Genomic DNA, 17,148 nt, shown 5'->3' with positions numbered 1-17,148 from the left:
GGAACCGTTATGCTTAAATGGCGCGATATTTTAAATTTTGCCAATCATGGCAACCCACAGCCGAGTAATAGAGTAGAGAAAACACCACAACAGTGGCAAAGTGAACTCAATGAGGATGTGTACCAGATTACTCGTAACAAAGGTACTGAGCGGCCTTTCAGCGGTGCTAGTTGTAGTGTGTTTGAACCGGGCAAATATGCTTGCGCGTGTTGCGGCAATGTCTTGTTTGATGGCGACGAAAAGTTCGAAAGTGGCTCCGGGTGGCCCTCATTCACGCAACCCGCACAGGACAATGCTATTGCTTATATCAGCGACAGTACCCATGGTATGCAACGCATCGAAATAGTGTGTAACGTGTGTGATGCGCATTTAGGGCATGTATTTCCCGATGGACCACCGCCAAGTTGTTTGCGCTACTGTGTTAATGCGTTATCTATGAAGAAGCTTTAGTCTAGTGATAGCCCAAGCTCTTGCATATGCGAGAGTATTTTTGCGAATCGAGTATGTTGTTCAGCATCAAGCGACATAGTGCTTAACGTGGTGTAGCACTTTTTCGCCAGTGCAGAGTTGAAGGTTTGCCCGCTTTTTCCTGCATGATCTAACATACATTGCAGCAAATTTAAGGCAATGCTGGGGTTTTTGGGCATGATCCTAAACGCTTGTGCAAAGGCCTCCATAGCCACTTCCAATTGACCTTTTTTAAACTGGGTAACGGCGTGGTTGTTGAGCTCTTTTGGTCCCATGGTAATGTCGCGTCGCTCATCTTGTTGCTGCTGTATATAACGCATGGTGATGGGATCGCTGACTTGCTTGTGGCGCTTACAGTGCTCAATTATCTGACTAAATAAATCTTGTGCCTTGGAGTGAAATCCGAGCTCATGAAAAGCTTTTGCTTTGTCTAACGCGGCATCCACAGAGCGAATGCTTGGCTCATCATCTAATTGTTCGATTAACTGGCGTGCTTTTTTGCTTTCGTCTTTTAGATAGTGAATGCGTGCATGGAGCACATCAATCTGTTCTTGATTTGTGGCATCTGGAAATTGTTTTTTTAAATCGCCAAGATATTGCTGAGTTTGCCTTGTAATGCGATTAATTAATTCTGCCTGATCCGTTGTTAGTGCAAAGTCGATACCGGCCCTTGCCGCATTTAAATAGACCTCAGGCCCATCATGAATCGAATTCTTAGCGTAGTGGGCGATGTCTTTCATCGCGTTATAATTACATTCATAGTCATGATTTAGAGAGGCCACACGGCCCAGTGATTTTTGTCTATCAATATTACGAGGTGCAATAAGCGAGGCCTCTTTTAGTCGTTGCTGCGCTTGCTCTAATAAATTCAATTTGATTTCAAGCCTGCCAAGCAAATCTAAAGCAACTAGGCGTGTTTCTGGCTGTTCTAGCATGCCAGCTAGCATACGTTGTGCAATTGCATCCTCGTTGTTCATCACAAGCGCTTCTATCAAACCCACTTTTGCCCAAGTAAACTTTTGTAACTCAAGCGCTGACTTATAAAAGTGTTTAGCGTCGTCAATGCGCCTCAAGCGTAGTAATATTTCACCTTTTAGCTTTAGTAGGATAGGGCTGTATGCATGATCTTGTTTATCCAAATCATCATCAATGAGCTTGAGCGCTTTGGCATCATTACCATCATCAATCAGCGCATAGATATTTTTGAGTGCGTGTTTACGCTTGAGTACTCTATCAATTCTTGTTTTCAGCTCTTTGATTGAAAAAGGCTTTACCAAAAATTCATCAGGGTTAAGCTCTAAAATACTGTGTACAACGGTAGGGCTCGTTTCGGCAGAAACGAAGATAAATGCGGTGGTCTTTTTGATAAGCTTTTTATGCTTGAGCTCTTCGTAAAGTTGATAACCGTCTTGTCCATGGGTTAGGTCAAATGAGCAGATAATCAGTTCAAAGTTATGAGTCTTACATAGCTCTTTAGCAACAGCGCTATTCTCTGCAAACTGCATATCTCTGAAGCTTAATTGTTCTAAGGAGCGTCTCATGTAACTCAATGCGAGTGGCTGCTCTTCAACAATTAAAATTTTGGAATTAACAAAGGGCTGAATACTCACTTACCAAAGCTACTTCTGATGAAAGACCTGTTCCAAGTCTAGACGCTTATCCATGGATTTAAAATATTTAGAGTAATTTGATAAAAGCAAATAGTACTAATGTACTAGTTTTTGTGTTGGGTAAGCTTTATCCCGCAATGGAGAACAACAAATATATGTGTTTGTTAAACAATAATGGGTACTTTCGTTACCCGTGTTAAAAGGGCGGCGATGCTCTGTGCGGTGTTTTTATAAGGTTTTTATGTAGAGGTTTTGATTAAATGGTGGGTCGTACTGGACTTGAACCAGTGACCTTCGCCTTTTTGTTAAAAGGGCGGCGATGCGCTGTATGGAGTTTATTAAAAGACTATCTTCTAGAGGTTTTGATTAAATGGTGGGTCGTACTGGACTTGAACCAGTGACCCTCGCCTTTTTGTTAAAAGGGCGGCGATGCTCTGTGCGGTGTTTTTATAAGATTTTTATGTAGAGGTTTTGATTAAATGGTGGGTCGTACTGGGCTTGAATCAGTGACCTTCGCCTTTTTGTTAAAAGGGCGGCGATGCGCTGTATGGAGTTTATTAAAAGACTATCTTCTAGAGGTTTTGATTAAATGGTGGGTCGTACTGGACTTGAATCAGTGACCTTCGCCTTTTTGTTAAAAGGGCGGCGATGCGCTGTATGGCGTTTATTAAAAGACTATCTTCTAGAGGTTTTGATTAAATGGTGGGTCGTACTGGACTTGAACCAGTGACCCTCGCCTTGTAAGGGCGATGCTCTCCCAACTGAGCTAACGACCCCAAATAATCAGTTCTTTGCGTACACCATATAAATGGTGGGTCGTACTGGACTTGAACCAGTGACCCTCGCCTTGTAAGGGCGATGCTCTCCCAACTGAGCTAACGACCCGCAAAGAGTATCTAAATGGTGGGTCGTACTGGACTTGAACCAGTGACCCTCGCCTTGTAAGGGCGATGCTCTCCCAACTGAGCTAACGACCCATTTAGATTTTATACTTTCATATGAAAGTGGTGGGTGATCTGGACTTAACCAGTTATCTTCGCCTTTCGTTATGAAGGGCGGCGATGCTCTCCCAAATTTACCACATTTGGAATGTGGTGGGTGATCTGGACTTAACCAGTTATCTTCGCCTTTCGTTATGAAGGGCGGCGATGCTCTCCCAAATTTACCACATTTGGAATGTGGTGGGTGATACTGGACTTGAACCAGTGACCCTCGCCTTGTAAGGGCGATGCTCTCCCAACTGAGCTAATCACCCAAATCTGTTGTTCTATAATGGTGGATGAGCTTGGCTTAACCAGTTATCTTCGCCTTTCGTTATGAAGGGCGGCGATGCTCTCCCAAATTCTACCATTTTATAATGGTGGGTCGTACTGGACTTGAACCAGTGACCCTCGCCTTGTAAGGGCGATGCTCTCCCAACTGAGCTAACGACCCAATATAGAACCTTAGATAATAAACACACCACCTTTAAAAGTGGTGGGTCGTACTGGACTTGAACCAGTGACCCTCGCCTTGTAAGGGCGATGCTCTCCCAACTGAGCTAACGACCCATATCTAAGTTACAAACGACAATTGCTGCGTCGTTGTGGGGCGCTATTATAGGGAGACTTGAAATAGTGTCAATACTTGAAGTTACAATTTTAGTTTATGTGCGGTTTTTATCGCCAGATTACAATTGCTCTTCATTATTACAGTAATTAAGAAGCTGCAAAAAAACACATATGCTTTTACAGCAATGTATTACTTAACACTCATAAATGTGGCCTTAATGAGAAACGTGAGAGCGAAGGCAGGGGGTTATGAAAGCTTATTTAGCAATTGTATGATAAGACTCTATCACTCACTACTACACTTCATTTTAGAAAAAGTAGGAGGGGACTAGATTATGAGAATACTCAATTGCTGAATATTTTTTGATAATAAAGGGAAAATAGAGGAAATATATTAGTAGTCATAGCTGTTTCTGTTAGAGTTGATTTTAAAAGCATTCCCAAGAGCTGTTTTTTTGAGCTAAAACAAGGGTTTTTGTTGTTTTTTAATGGCTTGGTGGTTATATTGTCATCGAATTGGTGTTTTTTAAAACGTTTGATAAAAAGTTCGAGAAAAACTGTTGACTTTGTTTGTGGGCCTGCATAGAATGCGCCCCGCACTCAGCGATACAGACGTGTAATTAACTTTACAAAGTTTGTTAGAAATGGGGCTATAGCTCAGCTGGGAGAGCGCTTCGCTGGCAGCGAAGAGGTCTGCGGTTCGATCCCGCATAGCTCCACCATTTCATTAGTGCAATGTCCTAGAACACATATTTGTGTCCCCTTCGTCTAGAGGCCTAGGACACCGCCCTTTCACGGCGGTAACAGGGGTTCGAATCCCCTAGGGGACGCCACTTTACTTTTAAGTGATGTTTCTAAGCGCTCTCGAGTAGCACTTAGATAGATTAAACTCATATGGTGAGAGTTAAAATAACCAGTCCTAGTGACACTAATCAGTGTCCCCTTCGTCTAGAGGCCTAGGACACCGCCCTTTCACGGCGGTAACAGGGGTTCGAATCCCCTAGGGGACGCCACTTTACTTGGGTAAAGTAATAAAAGCTCGTATGGTGAGAGTTAAAATAACCAGTCCTAGTGACACAGAAAATTTTCTGTTTTAAATAAGGCCATTCGCCTCGCAGGCTCGGTCTCATCTAATGCAGAAATAGCAAATCAACGATTTGCAATACGATTTCTGCGTCCCCTTCGTCTAGAGGCCTAGGACACCGCCCTTTCACGGCGGTAACAGGGGTTCGAATCCCCTAGGGGACGCCACTTTACTTAGGTAAAGTAACAAAAGCTCGTATGGTGAGAGTTAAAATAACCAGTCCTAGTGACACAGAAAATTTTCTGTTTTAAATAAGGCCATTCGCCTCGCAGGCTCGGTCTCATCTAATGCAGAAATAGCAAATCAACGATTTGCAATACAATTTCTGCGTCCCCTTCGTCTAGAGGCCTAGGACACCGCCCTTTCACGGCGGTAACAGGGGTTCGAATCCCCTAGGGGACGCCACTTACTTTTAAGTGATGTTTCTAAGCGCTCTCGAGTAGCACTTAGATAGATTAAACTCATATGGTGAGAGTTAAAATAACCAGTCCTAGTGACACTAATCAGTGTCCCCTTCGTCTAGAGGCCTAGGACACCGCCCTTTCACGGCGGTAACAGGGGTTCGAATCCCCTAGGGGACGCCACTTTACTTGGGTAAAGTAATAAAAGCTCGTATGGTGAGAGTTAAAATAACCAGTCCTAGTGACACAGAAAATTTTCTGTTTTAAATAAGGCCATTCGCCTCGCAGGCTCGGTCTCATCTAATGCAGAAATAGCAAATCAACGATTTGCAATACGATTTCTGCGTCCCCTTCGTCTAGAGGCCTAGGACACCGCCCTTTCACGGCGGTAACAGGGGTTCGAATCCCCTAGGGGACGCCACATCTTCTTTTACCAATGCTCTGTTGGTATGTGTTAATTCTTCACGTTAAAAACTTTTCTTAGTAAGCTTTCTGAATTATCTCAAATATCTTATATCCATTGTTCCGTTTCTTATCTGATCATTGATATTTATTATCTTGTTTACCAAGTACTGAGCAGAGTTATTGCAAGGATCATCTGTTTCAGTGAATTGTATTGAGCTAGGTATTGTGGATACACCACGGTTAAAGTAAGCCTTTCCCAGATAGCTTGCATGTTTTACCCTTTGGCGAGAAGGTTAGTTGTACGCTCATGTAGCAAAGGTATGCAAATGGGCGTGTGAGAGGTTTTCTGGTTCTATCCACACATTTAAAAATATTTGGCGTGATGCCATCGTGATCTACAAAAAATGCCCACCACTTGGGCGGGCGATTTAATAAAACCTCACTGGGGAGAGGTTATTCAAATAAACCTTTTACAATGGGAAGCCCATGTTCAACCATATGTAGGCCATTACTCCAAACATGCACAGGCATTAGGGTTTGTTTGTCTAACAAAACCAAATCAGCGTCACTATCAATCTTGATCAAGCCTTTATTTAACCCGAGTACGCGCGCGGGGTTAGCAGTAATCGCCATTAATGCATGCTCCATTGGAACATCAAACTCATATACTGCCTGAACAAAAGCTTGGTGAAGAGCCGCTTCCTTTCCGACTTCGAGACCAACCAGGTTAAGTTGCTCGTCAAAAATCGGCAAGCTAGCATGGCCATCAGAGCTAATGGTCAATAGCGTCGGATCAACCCCTTGCGCGAGACAATATGCCAGCGCCTGAGCTGCTGAATATTCACCGTGTGCCAAATCGTACTCAGTGGTACTGGCAGTAAAGTCGATATGACCACCGCCTTGGCAAAAAGTGATACCAGCATCAAGCAGTGCTTTGCTGCGGTTCATATGGGTCGGATAAAAAGTGGCTAAACTAATGTCACTGGTTTGAGCCACCTGATGCAAAAGACCCAAGTGAGTTGGCTGAGGCCCGACGTGTATGCTGACCGTACCTTTTTTACCGCTTAGCATACCTGCTACTTTTGCTTGCGCGGCCAGTTGTGCCAGTTGTTGCGCTGTGGGCTGACTACTGCGGTGATCTGAAATTGCCACTTCCCCAACGCCAATAAATTCCTCAATGTACATGAGATCATCAGTGATGCATCCTGTGAGTGTTTTAGCAGGAAGGTGATATGATCCAGTGTGACAAAATACATTCAAACCGTGCTCTTTTAACCCTTTAGCTTTGGCTATCAAGTTACTTAGAGTACGACTGCTAGAATCTGTGCCTAGGGCTCCAATTACTGTGGTGATGCCATTTAACGTTGCATCGGTCAGATTCATTTCTGGTGTCCGGCTAGCAAAACCTGCTTCACCGCCACCCCCTGTAATATGTACTAATGAATCGACAAAGCCCGGTGCGAGGATCTGCTTGTGCGCATCGATTATTTTAACCGCAGTGTTGCTCGTGAGCTTGATCTCAGGCTGGATGTCAATGATTTTTGACCCTGCCAGCAGTACATCCATTTTACCTTGCGCTGTAGGAGCGTATAAGTCTGCTCCTTGAATAAGAGTTAACATAAATAGCTCTTTTTATTGATAATTAATGAAGTAAGCGATGAAAATAAAGCTACTGGCAAGGACAAACAACGCCAGAGTGAATCGCCAAATGAACGCAGCCCATTCACCCCAATCTAGTTTTACTATGCCTAAGCAGCCAATTAAGCTCGCTGAAGTTGGAATAAAGATATTGGTGAGTCCGTCACCGAGCTGAAAAGCCAGCACAACTATCTGTCTTGAGACGTTCAGTAAGTCACCCAAAGGTGCCATCAGGGGCATAGTGATTGCGGCTTGTCCCGAACCAGAAGAGACGAAAAAGTTAAATAGGCTTTGAAATAGCAACATGCCCCAAGCAGCGATAAAATCTGGCACCGCTGCGATGCTGCTGGCGCTGTAGTAAAGTAAGGTATTTAATATTGATGGGGCATTGAGGTCACTGCCACCGAGCAATAGTACGACACCTTTGGCAAGTGCTACTAACATAGCTGCGGGGAGTAAATCCTGAGCACCTTGTTTAAATGCATCTGCGCTATCGTTGGCGCTCAACTTGTTAAAGACTTTTGCAATAAAGGCACTGAACAAACCAATACAGAAAAACTGCGCTGCCAATTCAGGAATATAATACTGTCTGGCCATAACACCCCAAACTACCCAAATCATCCCGAGTACAAAAGTAGCCAAGATCAGTTTGTCGCATATATCAAGTGAGGTGTGTACGGTTGGCGCGTCACTGCTAGCGCTATTGGTTTGTTTAATTGAATTGGCGTAGCGCACCGTAAAAATAAGACCGAACAGGGTAAACACCAACCAAGCGACCATTCTAAAACTGGCTCCTGAAAACACCGGAATTTCAGCGATAGATTGAGCAATCGCGATACTGAACGGGTTCATCCATGAGGTGGCAAAGCCAATTTGCGTCGCTACATAGGTAGTGAGTACCGTTACTTTTGCGTCATAACCCAGTTGTTTCATGATAGGTAGCAGTACGATGCAAAAGGCGATTGCTTCTTCTCCCATCCCAAATACTGCTCCGCCCAGAGAGAACAAGGTAAACAATAAAGGGATAAACAGCCATTCAATACGCTGGGTTTTGTTGATGAGCGCCATAATACCGTTATTGATGGCACCGGTTTTCATGATGATGCCAAAGGCACCCCCTGTAATAAGAATAAATGCCATCACTCCGATGGTCGCGCCATACTTATCACCTGCTACGAGACCTTCAAATAGTACATTGGCAAGGCCAATATGACCGCCTTCAGCAAAAAGAGGCGCAGCTTGAACGCCTTCAACGGTTTGATACTGAGACAGCGTCACGGAATGACTCTTGTCTTCAACATTAAACTTTCCTGGTGTGATCAGCAAAGACGCGATATAGGCGATGAATGCCACCGTCAGCAAGATAATACTTGCATCGGGCATGATAAATTTATTTGTTTTCATAATTCCACTTCAAGCGCAGGATGTTGAGCAGCGAACTTGCCTAGGGCAAAAGCTGTCAACGACTAATTAGTGCAGTGGCTCTACTTAAACGGTAAAGCCACTGTAAATATCGGCATAGTGTACACAGAGCTTAGTCTGTGCTGCTAGCTAGAAACGATAAGTTGCGCTGAGGGTAACACGAGTCCCATAGGCATTATGATTGATAGAATCAAAACCTCGCGCTGAACCGTAAACACGTGGTGGTGCTTTGTCGAACAGGTTGTCAACGCGTGCTCTAATGGTGAAGTTGTCATTCACATCGACTCCCGCAGACAGATCCCATACTAAGAAGCTATCCACCTCACGTCCACCTTCTGCATTCAAAACTCCTAAGTCATCCAGTTCGCCAATTTCTCGGCCTCTGAGTCCCTCGATGTCGTCTTCATAGCTGCTGGTGTAGTTTGCACCCAGTGTGATGTAGTAAGCTTCGCTGTTCCAATCTATCGACATACGAACAATGTCACGAGGGTATTGATAGCTGCCAACGAGTTTCTCTAATGAATCAGAGCCAGGCTTGTTGCGATCAAACTTCAAATAGTGTGTACCGTTTATTGCCAGAGTCAGTTCGCCTGCATCGAAGTTAAAACGGTGATCTATTTTAAAATCAAGCCCAGAAAGTGTCTGTGTTCCTGTGTTTTCAAGTGGGATCACATGGTCACGATAAAGAGGTAGGTAAAGCTCACTTTCACGCGGTGCAAAGGTGTTTATGTATGCCGTTAAGATCTGCCCTAAATCAGCACCATCTTGTTCGATGTTCAAACCTTGGCTGTCGGTAACGTCACATAATAGCGCGTCATAAGAAATACCTTGTGCACCGTCGGGCACCAATCCACAGTGACGCAGTGACGCATCCGTCATGGCGCGGTCTAGCACTGCGGTCATATTGGTGTCTATCACTTGTTCGTGATCAAAGTGCCAGAAGTCCAATGTAACATTGGTGTCTATGCTGGGACTCCAAGCCACACCAAAGCTCAGAGCTTCAGATTCTTCGGCTTGAAGATTAGGATTGCCGAGCTCAAGTGAGTTAACACTCACTTGCGTTCCTTCACCCATACAATATAGGTCTGCAACAGCTTGGTTAGTACCGCAGTCAAATGATGATGTTGTCGTTCTAAGTTTGACACCAGCTTGCGTGAGAGAGGGCGCTCTGAACGAAGTAGACCATGAACCCCTTAAGATCAGTGAGTCAGATGGGCGAAAGCTCACGCCAATTTTAGGGTTAAAGGTGCTGCCAAAATCATCGTAATGATCATAACGGCCAGCCAGTTGCAATTCGATTTGCTCGGTTAAGGAAACGTTGAGCTCAGCAAAGGCGGCATATTGCGTGCGTTTGGCACGCGATAATGAGGAACCAAACCCAAATACGTCTACTAGGTAGTCATTGTCGGCTTGGGCTTGTGAATCGGTGGATGGTACGTCGTTTAGCTCTTCTTTTCGAGCTTCAATCCCGAATGAGGCATACGCGGGTAGTTCATTGAAGGTAAACAACTCACCGCTAATGTTGGCATCCCAACCATAAACGCTGCTTTCTCCGCTGCGAGTAGGGCGCGCTTGTGTCAGTGCCAAAATCGCATCGTTATTGGCATCGCCTTGCAAGAATGGATTGTAAAATGGTAGTAACTCACCACTTTGACAGCTTAGCGTCTGCTCATCAAGGCTCGCTAATGACCCATCAGAGCAAAGCTCGCCTGTAATTGCCCCATGGAATTGGTAGCGATTATATACACCGGCAATGGCTTCTTGTTCAGAACGTGAGCGTGAAATAGTGATCCCAGATTCCCAGCTCCAATCGTTAATCTCCCCTTCTAGTGTGCTGACTAAACGGAAATTTTTAGTTTCTACTTCGATAGTTCTTGGGTCATTAAACCGGGCATCAAAGGCAAAGCCATAAACTTCTCTACCGAGTTGCGTGGTAAATGGGTCGATGTATAGTTGGTCCATCAACGCGTTGCTGCCATCTGCTTGGTCGTAAATAAACAGCGCGTCTTCGAGTATGTACGGGCCATCGCTGTCATCTAACTGGTTAATAGCAGCCGGTGATGAATAGGCCTGCGCCTTGGTTTGGCTGTAGAAAAAGTCTGTGTGCCAGTCAAGTTCGCCTACTTGGGTGTTAAACATAAAACCAGTAGAAACACTTTCAAAAGGTGTTTCTAGGTAGTCGTGTTGATTTGTGTAGTAGGCACAGATCTCTTCGCCATACTCGGTTGTTACCAGCGCGGACTGGCAGTTTGGTGCGGCGAGTTCGTTGCCATCACGGCTACTGTAGTAGTAAATATTTGGTGCGTTTTCCAATGTCGGCAAGTAAGAATATGAGCTAACCAAACTTGGCGATGCGCTGAAGCTGCGGTCTGTCGCTTTGAAGGCATTCCTATCATACATGTCTAAAAACACACTAAGGTGGCTGTCACCAATTTGCGTGCCGTATAGCAAGTTGATTTGCTTTTTGCTCTCATCATGACTGTTTGTGCTGTCACCATATGAAGCGTTGATTTCAGCGCCTTGATAGTCATCTTTAAGGATATAATTGATGACCCCAGCAACGGCATCGGCACCATAAACTGCCGACGCTCCCGTTGCTAGAATTTCAATGCGTTCGATAGCTGCAAGCGGGATAGCATTGATATCAACAAAGTTCTCAGTTCCAGCAGCAAATGAGCTAGGTGCAACGCGCCGTGAGTTTATCAGGGTAAGTGTGGAAGAAGGGCCCATGCCTCTTAGGCTGGCTGCCGACTGACCTGCTGGAGTCGAGGTGGAGGTGCCACCGCTTTCGGAAGTTGAAAAGGTGCCGTTTCCTCCTTTAAGCACGGAAAGATCTTTCAGTAGTTCAAAAATGGTATTGGCACCTGATTGTTTAATACTTTGTTGGTCCAATACAGTAAGAGGGACGCTGCCCTCTAGATCAACGCCTTTGATGCGTGAGCCCGTAATTTCTACTCTTTCAATGTTATCTAATTCGTTTTCTTGTTGTGCATACGCAGACGCAACCGGACACAGCGAAGCGCTGATTGCCGCGGCAATAGTTAATCGACGAAACATGACGGATTACCTTTATGTCTTTATCGAGCAGACGCAAGTGTGCCTAAGCTCAATTATTATGATTATTCAGACAGGGCAGTGATGCATGAATACAAATAGCCCCCCACAAAACAATGACGTTGTGAGGTGTTGGCTACTCGTCAAACCACTCCGAAAGGTAGTGAGGTGAGTAGAAATATGTACAAAGCGATGTGGCTTTTTTTAACATAATTCCAATCCAACTAAGGTTTTTGACAAAGCTAACAAGACAGTGCTAGCTTACTCGCGTTTTAAAGTTCCTTTTTTTTATAGCAAGGCATAATTGTGTCTGCAAGTACTTTTTTTAACCTCAGCATGAGCGAGAAGGTAATGAATAAAATTTACACAGCGTTAAGCGGTAACTTTAAAACGACTATTTTAACATGTTTTTCTATTCTTTTGGCTGCTTCTTCGCAGCATTTGGCAGCAAGTCAGCAGTCGCAAACATTGGTTTTGATAGGTGGTGCGCTGACAACATGTTCTAGTATGAATTCCGATAATTGCAATAATCATGGTGCACCAAATGGTAAATCGGCTAGCTTATTTCAGCTATCCAAAGCTAACCTTAAGCTATTAGACACTCATTGGCCGAGTGAAAACACGATTCACAAACATCAAGTGAGCAGTTTGCTTAGCAAAATGGCGAAACAGCAGCCCCAAGCGCTGAGTAAGAAAGCTTTGTTATGGGCATGGCGGGATGCGAATAACACCTTACTCAATCAGTTAAGTGATGCCGAGTATTACTTCGTGATGGATACTCTCGAAGTCCCGGTATTGGACGGTCAGGGCAAGCGTCAAAAAGAGCGAGTCAATGTCAAAAATAATTTAGAGCCTGCCAGCAGTGACATTCTTAACTTTATCAGAGCGTCGGCGAGTGTTGCGAACCAATCACCCTCGTTATTGGCGATTACAGCTTCGAGCAGAGATCCATATGAGTCAGCGGACTTTTACGAAGAATTGTTGTCGCAAACAGGGCTCCAAGCAGCATGGTTGCCGCTGACTCCTGCGCTTGCAAAAGCGATAACAACAGGTCAGTGCAAACAACTTGATGAATTGCGCGCACAAGTCATGCGAGCCTACAAGAGAGGATCAGTCTACGCTGACAGAATCAACGCCGAACAACGTCTGTGTGAGCAAGGCGCAGAGCATTTAGTCAAGCTAATCACGTCTGCGACAGGGGTGATGTTTAACGGCGGAGATCAAAGCCTGACCAAACAGGTATTATTTGATGACAAAGGCAATCCTTACCCGTGGACACAAGCCATTAAGGACCGTCCACTTTTGATTGGCACGAGTGCGGGTACTGCGGTGCAAAGTGGTAGCCACAATCAGTTTGGTCAGGTGGCAATGATCACCAACGGCACCAGCACAGCAGCTATTGAAAATGGCGCGCATGCTTTGGCAGCCCCCAGTGCACGCTGTCTTGATGACTGCCAGCACGATTTGTCGGCTGATGCGCTTACTTATCAGGCTGAAGGTGGGTTGGGTTCATTCAGTTTTGGTATTCTCGATACACACTTCAGTGAACGAAATCGTTCGCTACGTTTGGCAACGTTACTGGCACAAACAGAGCAGACATATGGATTTGGGGTAGATGAAACCACTGCACTGGTTGTGATCCGCTCTCCCCAAGGAGAGGTGATGACGGTGATTGGTAAACATGGGGTGGTACATATTAAATCGCTGTCATCGCGTTCATTTTACTATTCATACTGGCCTAGTGGCACATTTGTAGAAGCACACAAAAATGGCTTTTCTTTACATCAACGTACTTTAGGTAAGGCTTTGGCTAATGTTGCCATTCCTGCGTTACCAGACCAACGTTTTAAAGACATTTTGGACGATGAAAAACTACGTTCCTTGACACAGGCCATGTGTTTGGCAAAGCAAAAACAAGCTTTGGCGCAACATGGTAAATTTAATTTTGCTTTTCAAGCAGATAACAGCACCCGCTACCTGAGAGTCAACAAATCAAAGTTTGGTTGCGCGATAGAAAACTTAAAAATAAGCTATTCAAACAACAAGTAAGGTTAGCAGCAGGCCAATTTGGCCTGCTTTTTAAAGCAACAGCTTAACCGCATCCTCATAGCCCTGAGCGTGCAAGTATTCACGTAGCTCTAAAATAGATTGACTAGAATCGCTGTAATTCTTTTGCAAATAGTCCCTGAACAAGCGGACTTTGTTTGAGTTGTTGTGGACGGCAAAATAGCCAATCAGTCTTAACACATCGTCTTTTTGTGGCGCCACTTGGAAACCAACTATCGAGCATGGCTTGATGATAAGGTTAGCACCTCGTCTAAACACCTTAAACTGGAGTAGCTCAAATGCTTTGACTTGAGCTACTCATAGCAGAATTAGGCTCTACCTAGCATTCTGCGCAGGGTAGCGTCTTTATCAACCATATGATGTTTGAATGCCGCAGCAATGTGCGCAACGATGAGTGCCGATAAACCATAGCCAATTAGACTATGGGCATTTTTGGCGATAATAAAAATGGTTTCGTTGAATGGTACGATTTCATCGTTCATGATGTTTTCAGGCACTAGGTGAAAGCCAAATATATCAATGCCATAGCCACCAAATCCCGAGTACAGCATACCACTAATAGGCATGAGAACCGTACCAAGCAACAACAGCCAATGTGCGACATGAGCGAGTTTTTGATTGCTAAGTGACACGCCATCAACCGCGGCTGGAAAACCACGTTTAACCCGATAAATGACTCTGGGTAGAATCAGTAATAACGCCAGTACACCCAGCGCTTTGTGAATAGGGTACAACGCCCAGACTTCAAGGTTAACCATATAAAAGCCGACCATGATAAGGCCCAGCATGGTAAAGCCAACTAACCAGTGCATGGCTCTGGTTGTAACACTAAGAGGTGAATGAGTATTCATACTTGCTCCTTAACTAACGGAGCTAAAAAGTTACTCAGTTTTATACTTGGTCTCCATACCTGCGGGATAAATAGTGGGTCTTTTGGGATCAATGGTTGGCACTTTGCCATTCGTCCCTAGCGCAGGTGACTTATGACTTATCAACGAATGAGCATGTTTGCGGTTACCTTTACTCACCGGCACCAGCTGCTCTGTGGTAAGCAAAATCTGGCCATGGCCTGAGCGTTCATTGATGACAGCTTTTGCATGCGTGATATTTACGAAATAAGATCTGTGGCAGCGAAAAAACAGCTCATCAGGTAGCAAGGATTCAAGCTCTTTCATGGTGCCACGCAGAAGGTGTGTCTTTTTATCGGTGACAACTTCAATATAGTTGCCTGCTGCTTTAACAAATAAAATGGCTGCGCTGTTGATATGTGTGTCGTCGATGGTGAGCAGGTTAGGTTCCAGCTCACTCTCAGTTGTATTCGTTGTGGTCGTTGTTTCTGTGAGTTGCTCAGTCTTATGTTCGAAAAAGGAGTGTTTAAGGTGCCACACCAATACTATGGTGATATACGCGATAACATGATGATGCCACTGGTAAAACAAACTCTCTTGCCATGAGATCTTTTCAATAGTGATATCTAAAGTGGTATTAACGGCAAGTGCAAACCCAATTGCGTATAACCCCACCACAGAATACTTATTAAACTGTGATGTAAAACGGGGGTGATTAAATGCATTACACAATGCAGGAGTCATCACCAGCCATACGCCAAACTTTTGCAATGACCAAACAATAGATGAATAGATATCTACACGCTCTTTGGCTATCAACACACTATGAACCGTGCAGTTTAAACACACAACCGTGAGAATAAGTGCCCAGCCAATCAGCATAATTTGATAGTCTTTGAGTTTGTAGAATTGGTTTTTTAGCAGTGTATCCACGGTTCAATCACCTGACGAGGGGTTTGAAGTCATCTTAAAGATGATAAATTAACATAAACAGACCGCAAATTGAGATCAAAAGTTCTGATTTTGGTAAATTTAAATATTTGTTGCTAGATGCCTTATCAAGGCTTTGTTACAATCGTTTACCTTATCCGTCATACATTTTAACTAAATTATTTGTTGAAGCGATGTTTAGAAAGTAACATGTGAAGGCCTGTGAGTTCAGCTAGTCGGCTGTTCAGGTATGAATATATTAATAATTTTGGATAGACCAAGCCTTTGCGACTCACTCAAATTCACATCATGTTGCTGATTTGCGTACACGGAGTTAACATTTAAATGCTTAGGTGAGGTATGTATCCCTAAAAGTAAGGATTTGGATAATGAAAACCTCAATTAAATTGAAAATAAAAGCAAAAAAGTTAAAAGAACTATCTCAAGTGCAGGCGCAGCAAGTTGCTGGTGGAACTAATGACGGTAGCGAACCACCAGCAGCCAAAGCGAATTACTGGCAAACATTTTGTACTTGCAAGTGCTAGGAACCAATACAAAGGATGATACATGAATGATATTTTATACGGTTTAGGCTGGGGGTTAAAAGGAGTTGAGCTGTTAATAGTACTTTTTTGGCTATATAAGTTCTCCAAAATGAGATGGAAACTTTTTTTTGGTCAAAAAAAGGATCTAGCCTCTGTACAGCATCATGAATTGTATTCCAGTTTTTTAACCGCGTTTTGCTTTTTAATATTTCATTTAATTGGCTCGGAGTTAGAGCAGTTTCTTTTATCCCTTCAAATGGATAAACAGAAACACATAGGGTTGTTTTATACCTGTATGATAGTATTAAGGTTCTCCTCGCTACTAACTCTATTTAGCCTACATTTAGTACGTGGTTGCACCTTTTCTCCAACAGCTAGAGTTTGTGTATACTCAACAATTGTGGTGATGGCGTTAATGGGGATGCAGCTTATTACCAGAAACTACTTTGACTATCATGACCTTAGTATCATTTACAAAGTTGGTTTGTGGATATGCAATTTAATGGCCATTACAGCGCTATGCACTTATCCTATCCGCTGTTTAAAGGGGTATTTCAGAGAAAAATACGCGATGGCATAGTTATATTAGCAAACGGAAAATATCATTTATTTTAAGATGGTGAGCCTACTCACCATTTTTATTACTCAAAGAAAAGAGTAAAAAAATTACAACAATTAGTATGTGAACTATGTGTAGGCGTTGGCATTTGTTATTGTATTTATACAGAGCAATGTTTGCGATATCCATATTCATGGACTGCAATCTTATGCGGGTTACGTTTAATGGCACTTAATGAGCTTTTATCTCGAGCAGGATGGGTTGTAAAGGGATTTGAATTTTTAGCGATAGTTTGGTTTTTGGTTACACAGTTTCCTCGTCACAGGTGGTCACTATTTTTTGCAACCAGACGAGACCTAGTCACTCGCGATTTACATGAAATGCATTCGTGTTTTATTGTCGCGATATGTGTATTTATGTTCCATATGCTCAGTTCAAATTACGGAGCGTACATTATCAACTTAACTTTTGGTAGAATCCCGGTAATCCGGTTGTTCTATCTAGTGATGATGGTAAATGCCTTTTCGTTCGTATTGGTCTTACTCATATTACATTTATTGCGCGGTT

At 43.7% G+C, this 17,148-nt stretch carries 11 protein-coding genes and 13 tRNA genes; 11 read left to right on the top strand and 13 right to left on the bottom strand.

The annotated features are described in order from the left end of the window. The first annotated feature begins 9 nt into the window (after window positions 1-9). Entirely contained in the window at window positions 10-450 is a 441-nt protein-coding gene (msrB, locus tag C2M32_RS13985) for a peptide-methionine (R)-S-oxide reductase MsrB (RefSeq protein WP_105168946.1), read from the top strand. On the opposite strand, the gene C2M32_RS13980 is transcribed toward msrB, so the two are convergent. From C2M32_RS13980 to C2M32_RS13950, 7 genes are all read right to left on the bottom strand, one after another. Further along, window positions 447-2,078: a tetratricopeptide repeat-containing response regulator gene (locus C2M32_RS13980; protein ID WP_105168945.1), complete on the bottom strand. Its 1,632-nt coding sequence runs from the start codon at window positions 2,076-2,078 to the stop codon at window positions 447-449. The genes msrB and C2M32_RS13980 overlap by 4 nt on opposite strands. Before the next feature lie 700 nt (window positions 2,079-2,778). Continuing rightward, window positions 2,779-2,854: transfer RNA gene (locus tag C2M32_RS13975), tRNA-Val, on the bottom strand. A 33-nt stretch (window positions 2,855-2,887) separates the two neighbouring features. Beyond that, a tRNA-Val gene (locus C2M32_RS13970) sits at window positions 2,888-2,963 on the bottom strand. Window positions 2,964-2,979: 16 nt separating this feature from the next. Then, window positions 2,980-3,055 (bottom strand) — tRNA-Val (locus C2M32_RS13965). Window positions 3,056-3,257: 202 nt separating this feature from the next. Next, window positions 3,258-3,333: transfer RNA gene (locus tag C2M32_RS13960), tRNA-Val, on the bottom strand. A gap of 103 nt (window positions 3,334-3,436) precedes the next feature. Continuing rightward, window positions 3,437-3,512 (bottom strand) — tRNA-Val (locus tag C2M32_RS13955). Between the two features lie 40 nt (window positions 3,513-3,552). Then, window positions 3,553-3,628, bottom strand: a tRNA-Val gene (locus tag C2M32_RS13950). Between the two features lie 646 nt (window positions 3,629-4,274). On the opposite strand from C2M32_RS13950, the gene C2M32_RS13945 reads away from it, so the two are divergent. From C2M32_RS13945 to C2M32_RS13915, 7 genes are all read left to right on the top strand, one after another. Beyond that, window positions 4,275-4,350 (top strand) — tRNA-Ala (locus C2M32_RS13945). Window positions 4,351-4,385: 35 nt separating this feature from the next. Next, window positions 4,386-4,461: transfer RNA gene (locus C2M32_RS13940), tRNA-Glu, on the top strand. Window positions 4,462-4,565: 104 nt separating this feature from the next. Further along, a tRNA-Glu gene (locus tag C2M32_RS13935) sits at window positions 4,566-4,641 on the top strand. Window positions 4,642-4,803: 162 nt separating this feature from the next. Next, window positions 4,804-4,879 (top strand) — tRNA-Glu (locus C2M32_RS13930). Window positions 4,880-5,041: 162 nt separating this feature from the next. Beyond that, window positions 5,042-5,117, top strand: a tRNA-Glu gene (locus C2M32_RS13925). A gap of 103 nt (window positions 5,118-5,220) precedes the next feature. Beyond that, window positions 5,221-5,296: transfer RNA gene (locus C2M32_RS13920), tRNA-Glu, on the top strand. Between the two features lie 162 nt (window positions 5,297-5,458). Continuing rightward, window positions 5,459-5,534, top strand: a tRNA-Glu gene (locus C2M32_RS13915). Between the two features lie 437 nt (window positions 5,535-5,971). Here C2M32_RS13915 and iadA read toward each other — a convergent pair. The 3 genes from iadA to C2M32_RS13900 all read right to left on the bottom strand — a co-directional run bounded on the left by iadA (window position 5,972) and on the right by C2M32_RS13900 (window position 11,635). Then, on the bottom strand, window positions 5,972-7,138 hold the full coding sequence (gene iadA, locus C2M32_RS13910) for a beta-aspartyl-peptidase (RefSeq protein ID WP_105168944.1): 1,167 nt from the start codon (window positions 7,136-7,138) through the stop codon (window positions 5,972-5,974). A 12-nt stretch (window positions 7,139-7,150) separates the two neighbouring features. Beyond that, window positions 7,151-8,560, bottom strand: a complete 1,410-nt coding sequence (gene yfcC, locus C2M32_RS13905; protein ID WP_105168943.1) for a putative basic amino acid antiporter YfcC — start codon at window positions 8,558-8,560, stop codon at window positions 7,151-7,153. A gap of 147 nt (window positions 8,561-8,707) precedes the next feature. After that, entirely contained in the window at window positions 8,708-11,635 is a 2,928-nt protein-coding gene (locus tag C2M32_RS13900) for a TonB-dependent receptor domain-containing protein (RefSeq protein WP_105168942.1), read from the bottom strand. 348 nt (window positions 11,636-11,983) lie between these two features. Between C2M32_RS13900 and C2M32_RS13895 the strand changes: the two genes are divergently transcribed. Further along, window positions 11,984-13,681, top strand: a complete 1,698-nt coding sequence (locus tag C2M32_RS13895; protein ID WP_105169308.1) for a cyanophycinase — start codon at window positions 11,984-11,986, stop codon at window positions 13,679-13,681. Window positions 13,682-13,711: 30 nt separating this feature from the next. Here the strand turns inward: C2M32_RS13895 and C2M32_RS13890 are convergent, their stop codons facing one another. From C2M32_RS13890 to C2M32_RS13880, 3 genes are all read right to left on the bottom strand, one after another. Next, on the bottom strand, window positions 13,712-13,900 hold the full coding sequence (locus C2M32_RS13890; protein ID WP_105168941.1) for a hypothetical protein: 189 nt from the start codon (window positions 13,898-13,900) through the stop codon (window positions 13,712-13,714). Between the two features lie 107 nt (window positions 13,901-14,007). Beyond that, on the bottom strand, window positions 14,008-14,550 hold the full coding sequence (locus tag C2M32_RS13885) for a cytochrome b (RefSeq protein WP_105168940.1): 543 nt from the start codon (window positions 14,548-14,550) through the stop codon (window positions 14,008-14,010). Between the two features lie 30 nt (window positions 14,551-14,580). Continuing rightward, window positions 14,581-15,480, bottom strand: coding sequence for a LytR/AlgR family response regulator transcription factor (locus C2M32_RS13880; protein WP_105168939.1), 900 nt, complete (start codon window positions 15,478-15,480; stop codon window positions 14,581-14,583). A 386-nt stretch (window positions 15,481-15,866) separates the two neighbouring features. Between C2M32_RS13880 and C2M32_RS20560 the strand changes: the two genes are divergently transcribed. After that, window positions 15,867-16,022 (top strand): hypothetical protein, encoded by a 156-nt coding sequence (locus C2M32_RS20560; protein WP_158678228.1) that lies wholly within the window; start codon window positions 15,867-15,869, stop codon window positions 16,020-16,022. A 22-nt stretch (window positions 16,023-16,044) separates the two neighbouring features. Beyond that, window positions 16,045-16,602 (top strand): hypothetical protein, encoded by a 558-nt coding sequence (locus C2M32_RS13875; protein ID WP_105168938.1) that lies wholly within the window; start codon window positions 16,045-16,047, stop codon window positions 16,600-16,602. Window positions 16,603-17,148: the final 546 nt, after the last annotated feature.

The organism is Pseudoalteromonas sp. T1lg23B, assembly GCF_002964665.1.
Classification (GTDB): Bacteria; Pseudomonadota; Gammaproteobacteria; order Enterobacterales; family Alteromonadaceae; genus Pseudoalteromonas.
This window is presented reverse-complemented; position numbering and strand designations above follow the sequence as displayed.